Annotated in this window: 21 protein-coding genes; 8 read left to right on the forward strand and 13 right to left on the reverse strand. The window is 69.5% G+C overall.

Features of this window, described 5'->3' with window-relative positions; translation table 11 throughout:
- The first annotated feature begins 144 nt into the window (after window positions 1-144).
- The 4 genes from MKK69_RS23020 to MKK69_RS23035 all read left to right on the forward strand — a co-directional run bounded on the left by MKK69_RS23020 (window position 145) and on the right by MKK69_RS23035 (window position 4050).
- Window positions 145-1368, forward strand: a complete 1224-nt coding sequence (locus tag MKK69_RS23020; RefSeq protein WP_056217685.1) for a molybdopterin-dependent oxidoreductase — start codon at window positions 145-147, stop codon at window positions 1366-1368.
- Between the two features lie 11 nt (window positions 1369-1379).
- Window positions 1380-1718: a c-type cytochrome gene (locus MKK69_RS23025; RefSeq protein ID WP_056160265.1), complete on the forward strand. Its 339-nt coding sequence runs from the start codon at window positions 1380-1382 to the stop codon at window positions 1716-1718.
- A gap of 184 nt (window positions 1719-1902) precedes the next feature.
- On the forward strand, window positions 1903-2886 hold the full coding sequence (locus MKK69_RS23030; protein WP_056160267.1) for a beta-propeller fold lactonase family protein: 984 nt from the start codon (window positions 1903-1905) through the stop codon (window positions 2884-2886).
- 78 nt (window positions 2887-2964) lie between these two features.
- On the forward strand, window positions 2965-4050 hold the full coding sequence (locus MKK69_RS23035; RefSeq protein ID WP_056160270.1) for a sulfite oxidase: 1086 nt from the start codon (window positions 2965-2967) through the stop codon (window positions 4048-4050).
- A gap of 3 nt (window positions 4051-4053) precedes the next feature.
- On the opposite strand, the gene MKK69_RS23040 is transcribed toward MKK69_RS23035, so the two are convergent.
- Genes MKK69_RS23040 through MKK69_RS23060 form a run of 5 tightly spaced genes read right to left on the reverse strand, consistent with a single transcriptional unit; the run spans window position 4054 to window position 7021 of the window.
- Window positions 4054-4425, reverse strand: a complete 372-nt coding sequence (locus MKK69_RS23040) for a YidH family protein (protein ID WP_056160273.1) — start codon at window positions 4423-4425, stop codon at window positions 4054-4056.
- Window positions 4422-5312, reverse strand: coding sequence for a LysR family transcriptional regulator (locus MKK69_RS23045; RefSeq protein ID WP_147750024.1), 891 nt, complete (start codon window positions 5310-5312; stop codon window positions 4422-4424). The genes MKK69_RS23040 and MKK69_RS23045 overlap by 4 nt, the downstream gene beginning before the upstream one ends.
- The gene (locus MKK69_RS23050) at window positions 5309-6118 is read right to left on the reverse strand and encodes an anti-sigma factor family protein (protein ID WP_056160280.1); all 810 of its coding nucleotides are present in this window, start codon (window positions 6116-6118) and stop codon (window positions 5309-5311) included. Before MKK69_RS23050 ends, MKK69_RS23045 begins: the two co-directional genes overlap by 4 nt.
- A complete protein-coding gene (locus tag MKK69_RS23055; RefSeq protein ID WP_147750025.1) occupies window positions 6115-6624 on the reverse strand; it encodes an RNA polymerase sigma factor in 510 nt (169 codons plus the stop codon). The genes MKK69_RS23050 and MKK69_RS23055 overlap by 4 nt, the downstream gene beginning before the upstream one ends.
- Before the next feature lie 13 nt (window positions 6625-6637).
- The gene (locus MKK69_RS23060; protein ID WP_056160287.1) at window positions 6638-7021 is read right to left on the reverse strand and encodes a hypothetical protein; all 384 of its coding nucleotides are present in this window, start codon (window positions 7019-7021) and stop codon (window positions 6638-6640) included.
- A gap of 182 nt (window positions 7022-7203) precedes the next feature.
- Between MKK69_RS23060 and MKK69_RS23065 the strand changes: the two genes are divergently transcribed.
- From MKK69_RS23065 to MKK69_RS23075, 3 genes are all read left to right on the forward strand, one after another.
- Window positions 7204-7659, forward strand: coding sequence for a DUF305 domain-containing protein (locus tag MKK69_RS23065; RefSeq protein WP_056160290.1), 456 nt, complete (start codon window positions 7204-7206; stop codon window positions 7657-7659).
- Window positions 7656-9092: a YncE family protein gene (locus tag MKK69_RS23070; protein ID WP_056217678.1), complete on the forward strand. Its 1437-nt coding sequence runs from the start codon at window positions 7656-7658 to the stop codon at window positions 9090-9092. The genes MKK69_RS23065 and MKK69_RS23070 overlap by 4 nt, the downstream gene beginning before the upstream one ends.
- 411 nt (window positions 9093-9503) lie before the next feature.
- Window positions 9504-10574: a DMT family transporter gene (locus tag MKK69_RS23075; protein WP_147750026.1), complete on the forward strand. Its 1071-nt coding sequence runs from the start codon at window positions 9504-9506 to the stop codon at window positions 10572-10574.
- A 38-nt stretch (window positions 10575-10612) separates the two neighbouring features.
- Here the strand turns inward: MKK69_RS23075 and MKK69_RS23080 are convergent, their stop codons facing one another.
- The 8 genes from MKK69_RS23080 to MKK69_RS23115 form a co-directional block, all read right to left on the reverse strand.
- The gene (locus MKK69_RS23080; RefSeq protein WP_187275008.1) at window positions 10613-10783 is read right to left on the reverse strand and encodes a hypothetical protein; all 171 of its coding nucleotides are present in this window, start codon (window positions 10781-10783) and stop codon (window positions 10613-10615) included.
- A 73-nt stretch (window positions 10784-10856) separates the two neighbouring features.
- A complete protein-coding gene (locus tag MKK69_RS23085) occupies window positions 10857-11297 on the reverse strand; it encodes a threonyl-trna synthetase (protein ID WP_243971738.1) in 441 nt (146 codons plus the stop codon).
- A gap of 136 nt (window positions 11298-11433) precedes the next feature.
- The gene (locus MKK69_RS23090; protein WP_243971740.1) at window positions 11434-14691 is read right to left on the reverse strand and encodes an efflux RND transporter permease subunit; all 3258 of its coding nucleotides are present in this window, start codon (window positions 14689-14691) and stop codon (window positions 11434-11436) included.
- 11 nt (window positions 14692-14702) lie between these two features.
- Complete coding sequence (locus MKK69_RS23095) at window positions 14703-16109, reverse strand: efflux RND transporter periplasmic adaptor subunit (protein ID WP_147750028.1); 1407 nt, start codon at window positions 16107-16109, stop codon at window positions 14703-14705.
- Between the two features lie 140 nt (window positions 16110-16249).
- Entirely contained in the window at window positions 16250-16612 is a 363-nt protein-coding gene (locus MKK69_RS23100; protein ID WP_243971741.1) for a hypothetical protein, read from the reverse strand.
- 65 nt (window positions 16613-16677) lie between these two features.
- Window positions 16678-16926 (reverse strand): hypothetical protein, encoded by a 249-nt coding sequence (locus MKK69_RS23105; RefSeq protein ID WP_187275009.1) that lies wholly within the window; start codon window positions 16924-16926, stop codon window positions 16678-16680.
- Between the two features lie 182 nt (window positions 16927-17108).
- Window positions 17109-18068, reverse strand: a complete 960-nt coding sequence (locus MKK69_RS23110; RefSeq protein ID WP_147750030.1) for a cation diffusion facilitator family transporter — start codon at window positions 18066-18068, stop codon at window positions 17109-17111.
- Window positions 18069-18150: 82 nt separating this feature from the next.
- Entirely contained in the window at window positions 18151-18573 is a 423-nt protein-coding gene (locus MKK69_RS23115; RefSeq protein ID WP_147750031.1) for a MerR family transcriptional regulator, read from the reverse strand.
- Between the two features lie 65 nt (window positions 18574-18638).
- On the opposite strand from MKK69_RS23115, the gene MKK69_RS23120 reads away from it, so the two are divergent.
- Window positions 18639-20007: heavy metal translocating P-type ATPase (locus tag MKK69_RS23120; protein ID WP_243971742.1), on the forward strand; the 1369-nt coding region annotated here is incomplete at its 3' end.

Consider the following 20007-nt stretch of genomic DNA (forward strand, 5'->3'; position numbering starts at 1 on the left):
ATCGCGTTTGGAGATCATTCGTATCGCGAAAGACCGTTGGTGGGAATAAATCGTATCCCGTAGCATCTCCCTGGTCGCGAGGAATCGCCACGGGTCCGATGCCTTCGAACGCATCGACGCCGACATCCTTCAAGGGGAGAGACCATGCACGGACTGGACAGACCGATGAACCGCCGCCTCGTCCTGGGTGGCCTAGGGCTCGGAAGCCTCGGCGCCGCCATACCGGCCTGGGCGGCGGGCTCGGTGAAGCTTCCGCTGCCCGGCGGCCCGGACGAGCGGGCGCTGACCACGGCCTTTCCGGGCAAGGCCGAGATGATCCTCCAGCGCACTCATCCGCCGCTACTGGAGACGCCGTTCTCGGTGTTCGACGAGGGTGTATTCACCCCCAACGACCGCTTCTACGTCCGCTGGCACTGGGCCTCGATCCCGACCGAAGTCGATGCCGGCACCTTCCGGCTCAAGGTCCACGGCCATGTCGAGAAGGAGCTCTCGCTCTCGCTCGACGCCATCGCCGGCCTGCCGCGCTTCGAGATCGCCGCAGTGAACCAGTGCTCGGGCAATTCGCGCGGGTTGTTCGAGCCGCGGGTGACCGGCGCGCAATGGGCAAACGGTTCGATGGGCAACGCCCGCTGGACCGGCGTGCGCCTCAGGGACGTGCTCGAAAAGGCCGGGGTGAAGGCCGGTGCCGTGCAGGTGCGCTTCAACGGCCTCGACGAGCCGGTGGTCGACGACGCGCCCGACTTCAAGAAGTCGCTCGATCTCAAGCACGCCAACAATGGTGAGGTGATGATCGCCTACGCGATGAACGGCGAGCAATTGCCGCTGCTCAATGGTTTCCCGCTCCGGCTCGTGGTGCCGGGCTGGTACTCGACCTACTGGGTCAAGATGCTGTCCGACATCGAAGTGCTGGACAAGCCCGACGACGGGTACTGGATGAAGACCGCTTACCGCATTCCTGACGTGCCGGGCGCTAACATCAAGCCCGGTCAGACCGGCTTCAAGACGGTGCCGATCAACAGGATGGTGCCGCGCTCGTTCGTCACCAACCTGACCGATGGCGCCAAGGTGGCGGCCGGAACGCCGGTGGCGTTGCGCGGCATCGCCTTCGGCGGCGATTGCGGGGTGAAGGCGGTGGACTTCTCAGGCGACGGCGGCGCGACGTGGTTCCCGGCGCAGCTCGGCGCGGACGAAGGCCCCTACAGCTTCCGCCGCTTCGACGGCAGCTTGCCGGCATTGGCTGCCGGCAGCCACACGGTCAGGGTCCGCTGCACCAACACCAACGGCGTCGCGCAGCCCCTGGACCGGGTCTGGAACGGGGCCGGCTTCATGCAGAACGGCATCGAGGCCGTGTCCTTCCAGGCCGCTTGAGGAGAACAGCCATGAACCCGATCCGCCCTGCGGCCCTCATCGCCGCCCTCATACTGTCTCCCCTGGTGGCGTTCGCCGCTTCGGCTCCCGAGCCGATGCGCTTCACCTCGCAATCGATCGAATTCCCGACTTCCGACCGGATCTTCCCGGACGGGCCGGGGGCCGAGGCGGTCAACAACAACTGCCTCGCCTGCCACTCGGCCGGGATGGTGCTGACCCAGCCCAAGCTCACGAAGGCGCAGTGGACCGAGACCGTGAACAAGATGGTTCACGTCTACAAGGCGCCGGTCGATCCGGCCGACGTGCAGACCATCGTCGACTACCTCACGGCGTTGAAGCCGACGCCCTGAACCCCCGAATCCCGAGGCCGCCGCGTTTTTTTCGCCGGCCTCGGGGAATAGACCGCGCCCTCCGGCATCTCCCCAGGGCGATGCACGGCCAAACCGGTCTCGCATCACGCAATCCGAATTAGAACCAGCCCTCACGGCAGGCCCCGGCCGCCGAACGAGCGCGCATGCCAGAGAGACACGCTTCATGACCCACGTCCGCACCAGCCTCCGCGCCCTCCTCGCCGGAGCCGCCTTGCTCCTCGCCCAGGGCCAGCCCGGGTCCGCCGCTGGCTTCGACGGCGCGATCAAGAACAACGCCCTGGCGCTGAACGCCGCTGGGACCGTCGCCGCTGTGTCGAACAGCGAGGAGAGCGCCGTCATCGTCTACGACGTCGCCAAGGGCACGGTGCTGCGCCGCCTCGACGGCTTCGTCACGCCGCGCAACATCGTTTTCGCGCCGGACGGCGCCCGCTTCTACGTCTCCGACAGTGGCACCGGCCGGATCACGGTCTATGAGACCGCCACCGGCAAGGAAGCCGGCGTTCTCGCCGCCGGCCCCGGCGCGTTCGGCACGGTGCTCTCGGCCGACGGGGCCAAGCTCTACGTCAACAACGAGGCCGCGAGCACGCTGACCGTGTTCGACACCAGGACCATGCTCGCCGAGGCCGTGATCCCCGGCTTCGCGCAGCCGCGCCAGGGCGTGAAGCTGTCGCCTGACGGCAAGACCGTGTTCGTCACGAACTTCCTTGGCGACAAGATCACGTTGGTCGATACCGCCACCAACAAGATCACCGGTGAGATCGCCGGGTTCGACAAGCTGCGCGCCATCTCGATCACCAAGGACGGCAAGACGCTTTTTGCCGCCAACAGCGGCCGTAATACCATCGGCGTGGTCGATGTCGCCGCCCATAAGGTCACCTCCGAAGTGGAAGTGGGCAAGGACCCCTACGGCGCCGCACTGACCCCGGACGGGCGCTTCGTCTATTCGGGCAACCTGAAGGACAACTCGCTCTCGGTGATCGACACCGGCACCCTCAAGGTCGTCGCCACGGTGACCGGCCTGAACGAGCCGCGCCAGGCGATCGCGTTCTCGGCCGACAACGCCCATGCCTACGTCCTCAACCGCGACCTCAGCGTCGCCGTAGTGGACCGGGCGAAGAACGCGGTGGTCTCGACGATGAAGCCCTGAGGCGACGCGCGCCGGGGGCCTTATCGCCCCCGGCGCGTTCTCGTCGTCGATACGTCACGAACGCAGGACAAAAACCCCATGCTCGGCCTGTTCCAGCGCAAGGACCGCCTCATCGTGCACGGCGAGGCGCCCTACAATGCCGAGCCGCCGCTCGATCGCCTGCGGGCGGCCTTCCTCACCGACCAGGCCGACTTCTACGTCCGCAGCCACGGCGACATCCCGGACCTCGACGCCGACGGCTACCGCCTGACTGTCGACGGGATGATCGCGACGCCCCTCGAATTGTCCGTCGCCGATCTGAAGGCACGCTTCGCGCACGTCACCGTCACGGCGGTGATGCAATGCGCCGGCAACCGCCGGGCCGACATGCTGGCGGTGGCCCCGGTCGCCGGCGACCCGTGGGCGGCCGGCGCCATCGGCAACGCGGAATGGACTGGGGTGCGGCTCGCCGACGTCCTGCACGCCGCCGGGATCGATGCGGGCAGTCCGCGCCACGTCGCCTTCGAGAGCCACGACCGTATCGCGGGGTCGGACATACGCTTCGGCGCCTCGATCCCGCTCGCCAAGGCGCTGGCGCCCGAGACGCTGCTCGCCTTCGCGATGAACGGCGAGCCTCTCGCCCCCGAGCACGGCTATCCGTTGCGCGTGGTGGTGCCGGGATTTGCCGGCATCCGCAGCCCGAAATGGCTCGCCCGCATCACGGTGCAGGACCACCCCTCCGACAACCCGATGCAGGCCGACGACTACAAGCTGTTTCCGCCCGACGTGACCGCCGAGACCGCGGACCCCGCCCACGGCATCACCATCGAGGCGATGCCGCTCAACAGCGCGATCTGCGAGCCCGCCCGCGGCGCAGCGTTGAAGCCCGGCCGGCACGCGATCCGCGGCTACGCCATCGCCAGCGATCGCGCGGTCGCCCGCGTCGACGTCTCGACGGATGGCGGCCGCAGCTGGGCGCAGGCCCGGATCGACCGCGATGCCGACGCGCCCTACGCCTGGACGTTCTGGGAGATCGACCGCGAGCTGACCGCGGGCGAGCACGAACTCGCGGTGCGGGCCTGGGACTCCGCCGGCCAGACCCAGCCGGCCGCGCCCGACGACACCTGGAACTACAAGGGCTACCTCAGCGCCGCCTGGCACCGGGTACGGGTCACTGTGGCCTGACCGTCACGCCCAGAGCAGGGCGGTGGCCGCAAGGCCCGAGATCGCGATCAGCAAGGCCACGATCCCGACGGTGAGGATGCGCGGCATCATCGGGATCTCGGCATCGGCGAGACGCGCCCGGATCGCCCGGTCCCGCCATGCGGCGCCGGCGAACGAGGCAAGCGCGCAGGCGATCAACGTGAGCGACAGCACCTTCAGCGGCCAGACCGCCAGCACCTCCCGCAGGAAGCGCTGCGCGGCCAGGCCGACGCCGAGGAAGGCGAGCCCGGTGCGAAGCCACGCCACGAACGTACGCTCGGCTGCCAGAACCGTCCGGTCCTCGGCGAGCCTCACCCGGGGATCGTCGGGGTGCACGGGTTTCGCAGGATCGCTCATCCGGCACCCGCCGTCGCGATCAGGTCGAGCAACGCGTCGGCGGCCCGGCTGCGGTAGCGCTCCTTGTGGCGCAGCACCCGGAACGGCCGGCTCGGCAGGGCGAACGCCGCCCGCACCAGGGTTCCGGTCCGAAGCGCGGCGGCGACCACGGTCTCGGACAGGACGGCGGCCCCGCCCCCGGCCTCGACGGCGGCGCGCACCGCCTCGTTAGAGGGCAGTTCGAGCGTGACCCGAAGCTGGGCGGCTGCGAGGCCGGCCGCACCCAGGGCCGCCTCGAAGGCCGAGCGGGTTCCCGATCCCGCCTCGCGCAGCACCCAGTCGGCCCCGGCGAGATTTTCGGGTTCGAGGTCGGTCGCCCCGGCGAAGGCATGGCCAGGGGCGACCACGAGGACCAGTTGGTCCTGCGCGATGGTGGTGCTCGCAAGCGTCGGGTCGTCGAGCGCCCCCTCGACGAAGCCGAGTTCGGCCTGCCCGGCGCGCACCGCGTCGGCGGCGTCGGTGGTGTTGCCCACCGCCAACCGGATAGCGATCTCAGGGTAGGCCCGGCGGAAGGCGACGAGGTGGCGAGGCAGCCAGTCGCTGGCGATGGTCTGGCTGGCGTAGAGCGCCAGCGTCCCGCGCCGCAGGCCGCTGAGGTCGGCGAGCACCAGTTCGGCGGCCTCGGCCCGGGCGAGCACGGCGCGGGCCTCGACGAGAAATATGCGCCCCGCCTCAGTCAGCTCGATCCCGCGGCCGACCCGGTGAAAGAGCTTGGTGGCGTGTCGCCCCTCGATGTTGGCGATCGCCGTGCTGACCGCCGACTGGACGAGGTTCAGCGCTTCGGCGGCCCGCGTCACGTGCTGTCGCTCGGCCACCGCCACAAAGATGCGGAGTTGGTCGAGGGTCATGGTTGCCGCTGCGGAACCGGCAGTCCACGGACTTGCGCGTCGACCGACTGCGCGACGATCAACAGCCGCGCCTCGTCGGTGCGACCCGTGACGACGTAGGACATGCCGCCATCGACCCAGGAGAAGGCGGCGATGTCGCCCTCGCGGGCGAAGCGGAACACCGTGCGGCCATCCGCATCGCCTACGCGGCTGTAGAGTGTCAGCCGGGTGCCGTGGTCGTCATCGTACATCAGCATCGCGGCGGATTCGGAACCCGCCGGCAGCAGCCGGCCGCCCATCAGGCGGAAGCCGTACGCCGTAAGGTCGGGGGTGGTCACCGCCCGGCCGAGGCGCTTCGAGAGCCACGTAACAAGGTGCGGCTTCTCGTCGGCGCGCACCTCCACCGGATGCACCGCCTCGACCACGTAGGTGCGGAAGGCCGCCACCGCGTCGTCGGTCGCTGGCTCGGTTCGCGCGAGCGTGACCGTGGGTACCTGCCGCGCGGCATGGCCGAACCAGCCGGCGGCGCCGCCGACCGCGAGGCAGAGCACGGCCGCAGCCGCGACCGGAAGCCAGCGGTAGGTTATCGGGCGATGTCGCGAGCGGATGTTGGCCACCCGGAGCCGCGCCGGAATCGCCTCCTCGGCGATCGGCGCGAGGCGGGCACGCAAGCGCTCGCGTAGGGCGCGATCCGCCGAGACCTCCGCCGCCCGCGCGGGGTTTCCCCTGAGCCATGCCTCGACCAGCGCCTGCCGCTCCGGTTCGAGACGACCGTCGATCAGGCCGTGGAGGTCGTCCTCGCCGACCGGGCGCGGATCCCCGCTCATTTCACCCTCCTCAAGAGTCCGGTCCGGCCAGTTTCCAGAAAACCGCGCATCCGCGTCCGGGCCCGGCTCAACCGCGACATCACCGTGCCGAGCGGTACCCCGAGCACCTGGGCCGCCTCGGCATAAGACAGATCCTCGACCGCGACGAGGAGCAGCACCGAGCGCTGCTCCTCGGGCAGGGTGTCGAGCCCGGTGAGCACGTCGCGTGCCCCCATAGCGGCCTCGGGGTCGGCACCCGGATCGGGCACCTGCTCCAAAGCCTCAGCGCCGACATCGATGCCGCGCCGGCCCCGGCGTCGAACAGTGCCAAGGAACAGGTTGCGCTCGATCGTGAACAGCCAGGCTCGCAGGTCGCCGTCGCGGCGACGTCCGGACCAGGCGGACAACGCCCGCTCCAAAGTGTCCTGGACGAGGTCGTCCGCCGCTTCGCGGTCCCGCAACAGTGCGACTGCGTAGCGCCGCAACGCTAGGATCTGCGGTTCGATGAGGGCGGCGATCTCGTCCACGAGGCTTTACCGATTAGGGCTTGGCGATGTGCCATGCACCGTTGAGGAATCCGTCGCCGGTGATGTCGCCGGGCTTCGTATCCTTGGCGAAGGTGTAGAGCGGCTTGCCCTTGTGGGCCCACTGCATCGTGCCGTCGTCCCGCGTCACCATCGTCCAGTCGCCACTAGCAGCCGAGCCGGAGGCGGCCATCAGTGCCGGCCAGTTGGCGGCGCAGGGGCCGTTGCACATCGACTTGCCGCCCATGTCCTTGTCGAAAGTGTAGAGGGTCATGCTCTTGGAATCGACGAGCGCCGGCCCCTTGGCAGTCTCGGCCGTTATCGCAGGCGCAGCGGCCTGGGCGGCGACGGCGGAGAAGGCGAAGGCCGCAAAGGCGGCGCGGATCAGCATGGTGCGCATGAGTGAGGTCTCCGGCGGTCTACCATGACCGCATCGGGAGAGATGCCGAACGGGCGCGTCTATTCCACTGACATTTGGAAAAGATCGATCACATCGGCAGGGCCACCAATTCGTCCCCGGCCAGGGAATAAAGCCGTTTCCCCGGCATCTCTCCCATCGACAACGAACGAGGAGGACGGCCCATGCGCGGAGCACTGGGATTTGCGCTCACGGCCGCCGTGATGGCCGGCGGCCTCGTCGGCGGCCGGATGATGATGCCCCCGACGCTGGCCGCCGCCGAGCCGCCGGCCATCGTCTCCGCGTCCTTCGACGCGATGATGGCGCAGTCGATGACGCGGATGCATGCCGACATGATGGTCCCGCCCTCGGGCGATCCGGACCGCGACTTCGCTGCGATGATGATCCCGCACCACGCGGGCGCGATCGCGATGGCCCAGGCAGAGCTGCTCTACGGCAAGGATCCGGTCCTGCGCCGCCTCGCGCAGGGGATCATCGTCGAACAGGGCCAGGAGATCGCGGTGATGCGCCGGGCGCTCGCCGATCTCCCTCCCGCGCCGGATTCGTCTGCCGCAGCCACCCACCTTCACCACCATGGCACGGCCCCTGCCGCCGAGATGCCTTCGGAGATCTGCCGATGAAGACCGCCCTCACCCTCCTCGCGCTCGCGATGCTCTCCGGCTCGGCTCTCGCCGGACAGGCCCCGGGTGCAGCCTTTGCACCGGACGTGCCGGTCAGCGGCAGGGACCGGTTCTATACGTCGGACCAGTTCTCCAACACGGTCTCGGTGGTCGATCCCGCCGCCAACGTCCTGCTCGGCGTGATCCGGCTCGGCGACCCGACGCCGATGAACCTGAGCCCGCTCTATCGCGGCCAGCTCCTCGTCCACGGCATGGGCTTCTCGCCCGACCACAGGACGCTGCTCGCGGTCTCGATCGGCTCGAACTCCGTGAGCTTCATCGACACGGCGACCAACACGGTCCGCCACACCGCCTATGTCGGCCGCGCGCCGCACGAGGCCTTCTTCACGCCGGACGGCCGAGAGGTCTGGGTGAGCGTGCGCGGCGAGGACTACATCGCCGTGCTCGATGCCGCGACCGCCAAGGAGACGCGCCGAATCACCGTGCCGAACGGGCCCGGCATGACGATCTTCTCGCCGGACGGCGCCTACGGCTATGTCTGCTCCAGCTTCAGCCCCGAGACGGTGGTGATCGACACGAAGACCCACTCCATCGTCGGGCGCGTGAAGCAGGAGAGCCCGTTCTGCCCCGACATCGCCGCGACACCGGACGGCAAGCAGGTGTGGTTCACCCTCAAGGATGTCGGCCGGACCCAGGTGTTCTCTGCGACGCCGCCATTCGCGCCGCTGAAGACGATCGAGACCGGGCCGATCACCAACCACGTCAACATCGTCTCGACCAAGGCCGGCCAGTTCGCCTACGTGACGATCGGCGGCCTGAACCAGGTCAAGGTGTTTCGCACCGACGACTTCACCCAGGTCGCCACCATTCCGACCGGCGCCCTACCGCACGGGCTCTGGCCCTCGGGCGACGGCAGCCGCGTCTATGTCGGCCTGGAGAACGCCGACAAGGCGGCGGTGATCGACACCGCGTCGAACACGGTGATCGCCGAGGTGCCGATCGGGCAGGGTCCGCAGGGCGTCGCCTACGTCCCGAACGCCGTGCCGGAGGGCGACGGAATGCAAAACCTCCAAGCGCTGGGCGCAGCCGGCAAGACCAGCGCGCTGACGCTCGCGGGTACCGATGGCAAGCCGGCGACGCAGGTCACCCTGTTCGACCAGGGCGTGTTGCAGACGCTGCAGGCCGCGGTAACGGGACTGCCCTCGAAGATGCCGTTCGTGCTGGCGCTGGCCGCCGATCCGAAGGGGGCCGCAGGCCTGGAGCCGCTCGCCGCCTTCATGACCAACCCGGCCGGCGCGGCCATCGTCAACGCGATCGGCCCGATCCGCCAGATCACCCGCACGGATGCCGGCGCGAGCCGGCGCTACCTCGTGGTGGTCTCGGGCAAGCCCGGTGAACTCGGCGGCGTCGTCCAGATGCAGACTGTGGATTGAACGGGCGGCCTCACGAGCGCGGGAAGCGGGAATCCGAGAGCATGCGTTCGCAGCGCGCGTCCAGCTGCAACGTCTGCTTTCAAGGCCTCCATTGGCTTGCTTCTATGACCGAGTAGGGTCGGTTGCGGAACGTCCGCTTACGGACGCAAGGCCGGAGTCCGCTTGCCACCCTCAGCCAAAGTTGCCGGACGGCCGACGAATGGCCGCTTTCAGGAAGCGCCGGGCAATCCATGCGGCTGGGTTGGGTCGGGTGCAGTCGGTACCGAGCGTTAGATCTAACTGCTACTCGACAACTTGGGGCAACTTAGCGCGACCAAAGGCATGTGCTCGCGCCGCTGCGGGCGGTCTTGGCTTCGATGGAACGGTATCACAGGACGGATACGGCATCCTTCGTCGGTGCTATCGTGCGGCATGTTCGAGCAAGCCCATCGTCACGCGCACCGCTGGCCCGGAGTGCCGCTGGCACTGGCATCCGCCGTCCTGTTCGGTGCTTCGGCCCCCTTCGCCAAGCTCCTGTTGGGCTCAGTGGACCCGCAGGCGCTGGCCGGCCTCCTGTATCTTGGTGCGGGCGTCGGCCTCGCCGCCGTCCACGGCAGCCGGTCCGCCCTCCGGATCGAGGCGCCGGAGGCCCCCCTGCGCAGGTCGGACGCACCGTGGCTGCTCGCGGTGGTGCTGTTCGGGGGCGTGGCGGGTCCCCTGCTGCTGATGCTGGGGCTGGCACGGACGTCGGCGGCCTCGGGCTCGCTCCTGCTCAACCTCGAAGGGCTGGCGACCATGGGCATCGCCTGGGTGGTGTTCCGCGAGAACGTGGACCGCCGCCTCCTGCTCGGCGCGGCGGCCATCCTCGCCGGCGCCGTCGCGTTGTCGTGGCAGGGCCAGGGCGTCCACCTCGACGCGGGCGGCGGCCTGATCGCGCTGGCCTGCCTTGCCTGGGGCGTCGACAACAACCTGACCCGCAAGCTGTCCTCCGCCGATCCGGTCGTGATCGCGTTGACCAAGGGGCTCGTCGCCGGGGGCGCCAACCTCGCCATGGCCCTCGCACGCGGTGCCAGCCTGCCGCCGCCCGGCATGATCGGCTTCGCGGCCGTCGTCGGGTTCCTCGGGGTCGGCGTCAGCCTGGTGCTGTTCGTGTTCGCGCTGCGCCATCTCGGCAGCGCGCGGACGGGGGCCTACTTCTCGCTCGCCCCGTTCATCGGGGCCGTCGTAGCCTTGGTCCTGTTGCCGGAACCAGTGACCCCGCAACTCGTCGTCGCCGCGCTCCTGATGGGGGTCGGCCTCTGGCTGCACCTCGCGGAACGGCACGACCACGAGCATTCGCACGAGGCGATAGGCCATGAGCATGGGCACGTGCACGACGAACATCACCACCATGACCACGATGGTCCCGTGACCGAGCCCCACTCCCACTGGCATCGCCACCAGCCGATGCGGCACAAGCACGTGCACTACCCCGACCTGCATCATCGCCATGGACACGGTTGAGCCGGCGCGGGGGCAATCGGCGCCGCGGTCGAGTTTCGTCACCGTGGGACGTAGAAACAGCAGTAGACCGCAAGCACGACGGCGATGGCCATCGCCGACATCAGGAATGACCGTCGCGCCGCCCTCAGGACATGCGGCCTGACCTTGCGTCGGCGCCTGCTTCCGCCGCCGAATTCCCCGATCTGCCGGGCGAGCTTCTTGCCGGTCATCGCCCCCTGGTCCCATGCCGATGGGCTCCATGGGTCGAGGAGGAGCGCCGCTGGCCGTGACGGATCGGCACGATCACGGGACCATCCCGCCGATCAGGTCCGCCATGTGGGCGCCGGCGGGGTGGCCCGTGGCGGTGCGGTGGTTCTCTGAGCAGGCGGCATAGTCCGGGCCGGACGCGGATATCACCAGCTCGCGGGCGCCGTACGGCAACGTGCGCGTCGCCAGGACAGCCCGGCCCGAGAGCCATACCAGCGACCCCGAGGCGAGGCCCGGGCGCGGCTCGCCGTAGCGGCGCACCCCCTTCGCGCCGGATGGCCTCGCGTGCGGTGACCGGATGGCCTCGCGTGCGGTGACATGAGCTGGTCCGTCGAGCGGCCGACCGACCCAGACGACCTGCTGGAGGCCCTGCTCCCTGCACACCACCAGGACCACCTCGACGGTGTCGGGTCCCGAGGCGAGCGGACGGTCGTGGAAATAGTACAGCCCGGTCAGGTTCGCCTCGCGGTCGACCATCGAGGGTGCATCGACACGGTCCACGGGACCCCAAGCCAATCCGAACGGCGCCTCGCCCGCCGTCGGTTACGCCGCCATGGCCGCGCCTGTCCACGCCACCACCGTCAGTGCGAGCGCGGGGCGGCAAGACATCGTCCTACTCCGCGGCCTGCGGCAGGACGGGGCGTGCATGGGGACCCTCCTTCTCCACGGAAGCCTTCCTCGGGGCGACGGCACCGGCGAAGCGCGCGTAGAGGGCCGGCAGGACGACGAGGGTCAGCAGGGTTGCCGAGATGAGGCCGCCGATGACCACGGTCGCCAACGGACGCTGGACCTCGGCGCCCGTCTCAGTGGCCAGCGCCATCGGCACGAAGCCGAGCGACGCCACCAGGGCGGTCATCGCCACCGGACGGAGCCGGGTCATCGCACCCTCCAGGATGGCCTCGCGCCGTGGCCGCCCGTCCGCGATGAGCTGCTTGATGTAGGTCAGCATCACCAGGCCGTTGAGGACGGCCACCCCGGACAGGGCGATGAACCCGACCGCCGCCGGGACCGAGAACGGCATGCCCCGCAGCCACAGGGCCGCGATACCGCCGGTCAGTGCCAGCGGGACTGCGCTGAACACCAGGAGCGCGTCACGCGCCGAGTTCAGGGCCGAGAACAGCAGCAGGAAGATCAGGAAGAAGCACACCGGCACCACCACCATCAGGCGCTGGCGGGCGGAGGCCAGGTTCTCGAACTGCCCGCCCCAGGTCACGTAGTAGCCGGCGGGAAGCCGGACCCCGGACGCGACCTTGGACTGGGCCTCCGCCACGAGCGAGCCGATGTCGCGACCACGCACGTTGGCCGTGACCACGACCCGACGGCGACCGTTCTCGCGCGAGATCTGGTTCGGTCCCTCGGTGACGGAGAAGCTCGCCACCTGCTTCAGCAACACCGAGGAGGCCCGTCCGTTGACCCCCGGGGGCAGCGGGACCGGGATGTTCTCCAGGGCCTCGCGGTCCTCGCGGACCTTGTCGTTCAGGCGCACGACGATGGGGAAGCGACGGTCGCCCTCGAACACCATGCCGGCCTCGCGGCCGCCGATGGCCGCGCCGATAACGTCCTGGATCGAGGACGTGCTCAGGCCGAGGCGGGCCGCCTCCGTCTTGTTGATCTTGATCTCCAGGAACGGCAGGCCCGCCGTCTGTTCGACCTTGACGTCGTCGGCGCCCTCGGTCCCGCGCAGGATCGTGGCGACCTGGTTGGCGGCCTTCAGCATCGGCTCGAACTCCTCCCCGAACACCTTCACGGCGAGGTCGCCGCGGGTGCCGGCCAGCAGCTCGTTGAAGCGCAATTGGATCGGCTGGGAAAACTCGTAGACGTTGCCGGCGAGCGCCCCGAGCGCCTTCTCGATCTGCTCCTGCAGGTCGGCCTTGGACAGGTCCGGATCGGGCCATTCCTCCTGGGGCTTCAAAATGACGAAGGTGTCGGACGAGCTCGGCGGCATCGGGTCGGAGGCGACCTCTGCGGTCCCGGTCTTGGAGAAGACGTAGGCGACCTGGGGGAATCGGCTGATCGCCTGCTCGACCTTCAGCTGCATCGCCTGCGACTGGGTCAGGGACGTCGACGGGATGCGCTGGGCATTCAGCGCGATGCTCTTCTCGTCGAGCTGCGGGATGAACTCCTGGCCCAGCCCCCTGAATAGGAACCCGGCGCCGACGAGCAGCACCAGGGCGACGGCGACGAAGGTCATCGGGACGCGCAGGGCGGCACCGAGGACCGGGCGGTAGGCCGCCTTGATCCCGCGGATGATGACGTTGTCGGTCTCCGTGACCTTGCCGGTGATGACGATGGCGATCATCGCCGGCACGAAGGTCAGCGACAGCACGAACGCCGAGACGAGGGCGATGATGACGGTGAGCGCCATCGGTTCGAACATCTTGCCCTCGACCCCGGTGAAGGTGAGGAGCGGCACGTAGACGAGGATGATGATGGCCTGCCCGTAGAGGGACGGCTTGATCATCTCCTCGGCCGAGGCGCGCACGGTGACGAGGCGCTCCTCCAGGTCGAGCTTGCGCCCGAGCTCCCCCTGTCTCTCGGCGAGGTGACGCAGGGCGTTCTCGGTGATGATGACGGCACCGTCGACGATGAGGCCGAAGTCGAGGGCGCCGAGGCTCATCAGGTTGGCGCTGATCCGACCCTGGACCATGCCGGTCATGGTCATCAGCATCGCCACCGGGATCACCAGCGCCGTGACGATGGCCGCCCGGATGTTGCCGAGCAGCAGGAACAGGATGACGATGACGAGCGCGGCGCCCTCAGCCAGGTTCTTGGCCACCGTCCGGATCGTGGCCTCGACCAGCAGGGTCCGGTTGAGGACGGTCTGGACCTCGACGCCGGGGGGGAGCGTGCGCCGGATCACCGTCATCCTCGCGTCGACGGCGGCCGAGACCGTCCTGCTGTTCTCGCCGATCAGCATCAGGGCGGTGCCGATGACGACCTCGCGCCCGTCCTCGCTACCCGACCCGGTGCGCAGGTCGCGCCCGATGCGGACCTCGGCGATGTCCGAGATGCGGACCGGCACCCCGCCGCGCGTGGTCACGACCACGGAGCCGATGTCCTCCATCGTCTCCAGGCGGCCGGCGGCACGGACGACGTAGCCCTCGCCGTTGTCCTCCAGGTAGCGGGCGCCCTGGTTCGCGTTGTTGGCCTCCAGCGCCCGGCCGATGTCGGCGAACGACAGGTCGAGGGCGGTCAGCTTCATCGGGTCGGGCTGGACGTGGTACTGCTTGTCGAAGCCGCCGATGCTGTCGACGCCGGCGACCCCCGGCACGGTCTTCACCTGGGGCCGGATGATCCAGTCCTGGACCGTGCGCAGGTACGCGGTGCGTTCGAGCTCCGTCGCGAGCCGCTGGCCCTCCGGGGTCAGGTAGCTCCCGTCCGATTGCCAGCCGGCCTTGCCGTCCGGGGAGACCTTACGATCCTTCGGTTGGGCGTAGTGGATCGACCACATGTAGATCTCGCCGAGGCCCGTGGAGATCGGGCCCATGTGCGGCTCGGCCCCCGGCGGCAGGGTCGACTTCGCCTCGCCGATCCGCTCCGCGACCTGCTGCCGTGCGAAGTAGATGTCGAGCTTCTCGGAGAAGACGGCGGTGACCTGCGAGAAGCCGTTCCGCGAGAGCGAGCGGGTGTATTCGAGGCCCTTGATCCCGGCGAGCGCGGTCTCGACGGGGTAGGTCACCTGCTTCTCGATATCGACCGGCGAGAGCGACGGCGCCGTGGTGTTGATCTGCACCTGGTTGTTGGTGATGTCCGGCACCGCGTCGATGGGCAGCTTGGTCAGCGAGAACACGCCGAAGCCCGCCGCGAGCAGCGACAGGAGCACCACGAGCCAGCGCTGATGGACGGAGAAGTCGAGGATCTTCGAGATCATGATGGCCGCCCTCAATGGTCGTGGTCGGCTTCGGCCTTGCCGAGCTCGGCCTTCAGGACGAAGGAGTTGGCCACCGCGACCTCGTCGCCGGGCTTGAGTCCGGTGAGGATCTCGTACGCGTCGTCGTCGGCCTTGCCGATCGTCACGTCCCGCCGCTCGAAGCCCTCCGGGGTCCGGACGAACACGACCTTCTCGCCGCCGATGGTCTGGATGGCGGACTTCGGCAACCGCACCTTCACCGGGTCGCGGGCGATCTCGACCTCGGTTGTCACGAAGGTGCCCGGTCGCCAGGCCATGTCCTTGTTCGGCAAGGATACGATGACCCGGGCCGAGCGCGTCTCCGGGTTGAGGATCGGGCTGACGAAGACGACCTTGCCCTCGCCGCGGGGGCCGTCGTCGCCCCCGACGATGGTCACCTTGGCGCCCTCCCGGACCTTCGAGAGCTCCGTGGTCGGGATAGCGAGCTCGATCCACACGGAGGACAGGTCGGCGACGGTGTAGACGTCGGCCGGATCGCCCTCCTTGCCGACGGCGGTTCCGACGTCGACCTTGCGCTCGACCACCCGGCCGGAGAGCGGGGCCTTGAGTTCGTAGCGGCGCAGCGACGACAGGTTCGGGGTGGTCTCGTCCTTCTTGGCGGACGTCGCGACCTCGGCCGCGTTCAGCCCCAGGGCCGACAGCTTCTGCCTGGCGAGGTCGACGCGGAGGGTCGCCTCCGAGTATGCGGCCTTCGCGTTCAAAAACGCCGATTCCGCCGAGATCCTCTTGTCCCAGAGGGCCTGCTGGCGGTCGAAGTTGGTCTTCTCCAGGTCCGCCTTGACCGTCGCGGTGAGGAAGTCGCTCTTGGCCTCGGCCACCTCGCGGCTGTCGAGGACGGCCACGACCTCGCCCTTGGCGACCTCCTCGCCGAGGCGCTTGCGCATCTCGGCCACGGTGCCGACGACCCGCACGGGGACGCGAGCGATCCGGTCGGCGTCCTGGGCGATGGTGCCGGGCACCAGGAGATGGCGCGAGAGGATGCCGCCCTCGACCGTGGCGAGCTTGATGTCCTGCTCCGCGGCCTGCTCGGCGGACATCTTGATCTTGCCCTCGCCCTCCTCGTCGTGGCCATGCGCCTCGCCCTCGGCGTGCTTGTGGCCTCCGGCTTCGGGCTTGGCCTCGCTCTCGGAATGCTTGTGCTCGTCGGCAGGCTTGGGCTCGGCGTCGGCATGTTCGTGGCCATGCTCGCCATGACCGTGGCCATCGTCGGCTGCGGGTGTCGCCGGCTTGGTCATGGCCGCGTTGGTCGGTGGCGCAGCCCGGGCGTTCGTCAGGCCGGCGGCGGCGAGTGCGCCCTGCACGACCTCGGAGACGCGGGGGAAGGCACCGCCGATGGCGATGCCGATGGCCAGGAAGGCCACGGAGAGGAATGCACGCATGGGAATGGGCCGGGTCCGCCAGGGACGTCGCCTCGCCGCGCGTGCGGCCGGGGACGGTCCTTACTGAATGATCGCGATGGTGAGGGGCCGGGACCCGCGAGGGGCCGGCCGTGACGCGCCACGGACGTGACGACGTCGCCTCAGGCGCGAGGCGGCCTGGGAAGGCGGTCGGGCGAGACCGATCCGATGGCGGTGGTCACGGTCGCGTAGGAGGCGCGCGCGGTCCCGCGGGACGGCAGAACGGGCGTCCCGTCTACGTTCAGGGCCTGATGGCACCCGCAATTGGCATGGCAGGCCGGGCAGGCATCGGCGTGATCGGAAGCGGTCGCCTGCGTCGGTGCGGATACGGACAGTTCGTGGCTGACGGACCAGTGCGCCTCGGCGGAATGGATCGCGCCGGGGACGACGAGCGCCAGGACCAGGACGAGCGAAAGCACGCGGACGGTGGTCGCCCACCAACCGCGCATCATCTCGTAGGCCCTGATCCGGGGTCCCGTGGTCATGGTCGCCTTATGAACGATTCAGTGCCACCCGTACATGCCGGGTGGCCCAAGACGAGGGCCGAGCCTCAATAGTCGTCGTGGTGGTGATGGTGGTGCCTGCGCTCGCCATAGAACCCACGCTCCCCATAGAAGGCCCGGTCGCCGTAGTCCCGATGCGGACGGTGGATGACGACGTCGTCATGGTCGCCGTGGTGATAGCGGTCGACGTGGACGTCGCCTCGCCGGTCGAAGTCGCCGCCGTAGTATTGGGCGGACGCCGCGGCCGGGGCGAGGATCAGGCTGGCTGCGACCAAGGCAGGGATGCGGACACGCATGGCTCGTTCCTCAAGGGATGATGCTGTCAGGATCGGCTTCGACGGTTGAACGAAGCCTGAAACCGCCGTTCATCCACCGGCGGCCGAAAGCACCGAACCGATCCCTCGCGACGCGGATGCAGGGCTCCTCCGGTCGCAAGGGTTGAAGGCATCCCCTTCCGTTCGGGTATGTTCCCGATGGCTCAGACGACGTGGGCGGGGGCGAGGGCGCAGGCGCTATCCGCGCTCGTCTCGACCTGCAGGGTGGTGTGGCCGATGCCGAACCGTTCCTTGATGCCGGCGGCCGCGTTCATGAGGAACGCGTCGTCGGGTCGGCCGCCGGGCATCAGGAGATGGGCGGTCAGGCAGGTCTCGGTGGTGCTCATCGCCCAAACGTGGAGGTCGTGCAGGGCGGCGACGCCCGGCAGTCCTTCGAGGTGGGCGCGGACGTCGGCCGGATCGATGCCCGGCGGGACGGCGGCGAGGGACAGCGTGAGGCTGTCGCGCAGGAGGCCCCAGGTGCTCCAGACGATGACCGCCACGATGGCGAGGCTGACGACGGGATCGAGCCAGGTCCACCCGGTGTAGAGGATCACGAGGCCGGCGATCACCACGCCCGCCGAGACGGCGGCGTCGGCGGCCATGTGCAGGAAGGCGCCCTTGATGTTGATGTCGCCCTTGGCCCCGGAGGCGAACAGCCAGGCGGTGATGCCGTTCACCAGGATGCCGACCGCGGCCACGATCATCACCGTCTTGCCGGCGACGGGTGCTGGTTCGCCGAAGCGCTGGATCGCCTCCCAGGCGATGGCGCCGACGGCGACCAGCAGGAACACCGCGTTGAACAGGGCCGCCAGGATCGACGAGCCCTTCATCCCGTAGGTGTAGCGGGCGCTCGGGGCGCGCTTGGCCAGCACCATGGCGACCCAGGCCACCACGAGGCCGAGCACGTCGGAAAGGTTGTGGCCGGCATCGGCCAGCAGGGCCATCGAGTTCGCCAGCACCCCGTAGGTGGCCTCGACGACGACGAATCCGACGTTGAGGGCGATGCCGATGGCGAACGCCTTCCCGAAGCTCGCCGGGGCGTGGCTGTGTCCGGGGCCGTGGGCGTGCCCGGCGTGGGCTTCGGAATGGTCGTGTCCGGCGTGGTCGTGGCGTTCCGTCATCTCGGCTTCCGGTCTGAGGGTGCAAGCATCGATGCCTAACTCCTCTACCCACTAGAGGAGCAAGCCCGCGTTTCGGCCTCGGTCAGTGCCGGTCGCTGAGACACTCGCCGTGGTCGGCCAGCACCTCGATGATGCGGCATTCCCCGACGTCGCCGCCCGAGCACTGCTCGACCATGGCCTGCATCTCCCGCCTGAGGCCGGTAAGCCGGGCGATCCGGTCGTCGATGTCGGCGAGGTGTTTCCGGGCGATGGCGTCCGCCTCCCCGCAAGGCCGATCGGGATGTCCGGCCAGGTCGAGAAGGGTTCGGATATCCGCGATCTCGAAGCCGAGTTCGCGGGCGTGCCGGATGAACCGCAGCGTCCGGACGTCGCCCTCTCCGTAGGTGCGGCGATTGCCTTCCGTACGCACCGGCGTCGGCAGCAATCCGCGTTCCTCGTAGAACCGGATCGTGGGGACCTTCACCGCGGCGCGCCGCGACAACTCCCCGATGGCGATGGGCTTCATTCCGCTTGCTCCTCTAGTCGCTGGAGGAAGTAGGGTGCCTTCGAGAGATGCGGAAGGCACCCGCCATGAGCGATGCTGCGACCCCGGACCGAACCGAGAGCCCCCCGACGCGCCTGCGCGTGACCGGGATGGACTGCGCCTCGTGCGCCGCCAAGGTCGAGAACGCCGTTCGGCGCCTACCCGGCATCGAGGACATCTCGGTCTCGGTGGCGACCGAGACGCTGACGGTGCGGCATGGACCCGCCACCGACGCCCGGGCCATCGCGGCGACGGTCCGCAGCCTGGGCTACGGCGCCGAGGCCCCCTCCGCCGACACGGTGTCGGATGCCGAACGACCTGAGCCGGTCTGGTGGCGGTCTCCGAAGGCGCTGCTGGCGTTCGCCTGCGCGGCGGCCCTGGTGCTGGCTTACGCGGTCGGCCAAGCCGCGCCGGCAACGGAGCGCTGGGCTTTCCTGGCGGCCATGGCGGTCGGCCTGGTACCGATTGCTCGACGTGCCGTCGCGGCCGCCCGGCACGGGACGCCGTTCTCCATCGAGACCCTGATGTCCGTGGCCGCCATCGGCGCGACCGCCATCGGGGCGACCGAGGAGGCGGCCACGGTCGTCTTCCTGTTCCTGGTCGGCGAGGTGCTGGAAGGGGTGGCCGCAGGCCGGGCCAGGGCGAGCATCCGGGGTCTCACCGGCTTGGTGCCCGACACGGCCCTGCTGGAGGGCGACGGATCGATGGAGCGGGTGCCCGCGGCGAGCCTGCGGGTCGGGGCGACCGTCCTGGTGAGGCCGGGTGACCGGGTCCCGGCGGACGGAACCGTCCTCGACGGGGAGAGCGCGGTGGACGAGGCGCCGGTCACCGGCGAGAGCGTGCCGCGGCGCAAGGCACCGGGCGATGCGGTGTTCGCCGGGACCGTGAACGGGGACGGCGCGCTTCGGGTGCGGGTGACCGCGGCGGCGCGGGACAACACCATCGCCCGGGTCGTGCGGCTGGTGGAGGAGGCCCAGGAGGCCAAGGCCCCGACCGAGCGCATGATAGACCGCTTCTCCCGCATCTACACCCCGGCCGTGGTCGCGGTGGCCGCCCTCGTCGCGATCCTGCCACCGCTGCTGTTCGGGGGCTCGTGGGACGGCTGGGTCTACAAGGGGCTCGCCATCCTGCTGATCGGGTGCCCCTGCGCCCTGGTCATCTCGACGCCGGCCGCCATCGCGGCGGGGCTCTCGGCAGGCGCCCGGCGGGGCCTGCTCATCAAGGGCGGCGGCGTGCTGGAACGGCTCGCCGCCGTGACCATGGTGGCCTTCGACAAGACCGGCACCCTGACCGAGGGCAAGCCCGTGGTCACCGACGTCCTGGCGTTCGGCCGGTCCGAACGGGAGGTCCTCTCCCTGGCCGCCGCGCTGGAGGCGGGCTCCTCGCATCCGCTCGCCAAGGCGGTCCTGGCCAAGG

This window comes from Methylobacterium sp. J-026 (assembly GCF_022829585.1).
Classification (GTDB): Bacteria; Pseudomonadota; Alphaproteobacteria; order Rhizobiales; family Beijerinckiaceae; genus Methylobacterium.

Bases quoted from the DNA above. Each gene is read 5' to 3' on its own strand.
- MKK69_RS23020 (WP_056217685.1), top strand. From the start codon at position 145: ATGCACGGACTGGACAGACCGATGAACCGCCGCCTCGTCCTGGGTGGC.
- MKK69_RS23025 (WP_056160265.1), top strand. From the start codon at position 1,380: ATGAACCCGATCCGCCCTGCGGCCCTCATCGCCGCCCTCATACTGTCT.
- MKK69_RS23030 (WP_056160267.1), top strand. From the start codon at position 1,903: ATGACCCACGTCCGCACCAGCCTCCGCGCCCTCCTCGCCGGAGCCGCC.
- MKK69_RS23035 (WP_056160270.1), top strand. From the start codon at position 2,965: ATGCTCGGCCTGTTCCAGCGCAAGGACCGCCTCATCGTGCACGGCGAG.
- MKK69_RS23040 (WP_056160273.1), bottom strand. From the start codon at position 4,425: ATGAGCGATCCTGCGAAACCCGTGCACCCCGACGATCCCCGGGTGAGG.
- MKK69_RS23045 (WP_147750024.1), bottom strand. From the start codon at position 5,312: ATGACCCTCGACCAACTCCGCATCTTTGTGGCGGTGGCCGAGCGACAG.
- MKK69_RS23050 (WP_056160280.1), bottom strand. From the start codon at position 6,118: ATGAGCGGGGATCCGCGCCCGGTCGGCGAGGACGACCTCCACGGCCTG.
- MKK69_RS23060 (WP_056160287.1), bottom strand. From the start codon at position 7,021: ATGCGCACCATGCTGATCCGCGCCGCCTTTGCGGCCTTCGCCTTCTCC.
- MKK69_RS23065 (WP_056160290.1), top strand. From the start codon at position 7,204: ATGCGCGGAGCACTGGGATTTGCGCTCACGGCCGCCGTGATGGCCGGC.
- MKK69_RS23070 (WP_056217678.1), top strand. From the start codon at position 7,656: ATGAAGACCGCCCTCACCCTCCTCGCGCTCGCGATGCTCTCCGGCTCG.
- MKK69_RS23075 (WP_147750026.1), top strand. From the start codon at position 9,504: ATGTTCGAGCAAGCCCATCGTCACGCGCACCGCTGGCCCGGAGTGCCG.
- MKK69_RS23080 (WP_187275008.1), bottom strand. From the start codon at position 10,783: ATGACCGGCAAGAAGCTCGCCCGGCAGATCGGGGAATTCGGCGGCGGA.
- MKK69_RS23085 (WP_243971738.1), bottom strand. From the start codon at position 11,297: ATGGTCGACCGCGAGGCGAACCTGACCGGGCTGTACTATTTCCACGAC.
- MKK69_RS23090 (WP_243971740.1), bottom strand. From the start codon at position 14,691: ATGATCTCGAAGATCCTCGACTTCTCCGTCCATCAGCGCTGGCTCGTG.
- MKK69_RS23095 (WP_147750028.1), bottom strand. From the start codon at position 16,109: ATGCGTGCATTCCTCTCCGTGGCCTTCCTGGCCATCGGCATCGCCATC.
- MKK69_RS23100 (WP_243971741.1), bottom strand. From the start codon at position 16,612: ATGACCACGGGACCCCGGATCAGGGCCTACGAGATGATGCGCGGTTGG.
- MKK69_RS23105 (WP_187275009.1), bottom strand. From the start codon at position 16,926: ATGCGTGTCCGCATCCCTGCCTTGGTCGCAGCCAGCCTGATCCTCGCC.
- MKK69_RS23110 (WP_147750030.1), bottom strand. From the start codon at position 18,068: ATGACGGAACGCCACGACCACGCCGGACACGACCATTCCGAAGCCCAC.
- MKK69_RS23115 (WP_147750031.1), bottom strand. From the start codon at position 18,573: ATGAAGCCCATCGCCATCGGGGAGTTGTCGCGGCGCGCCGCGGTGAAG.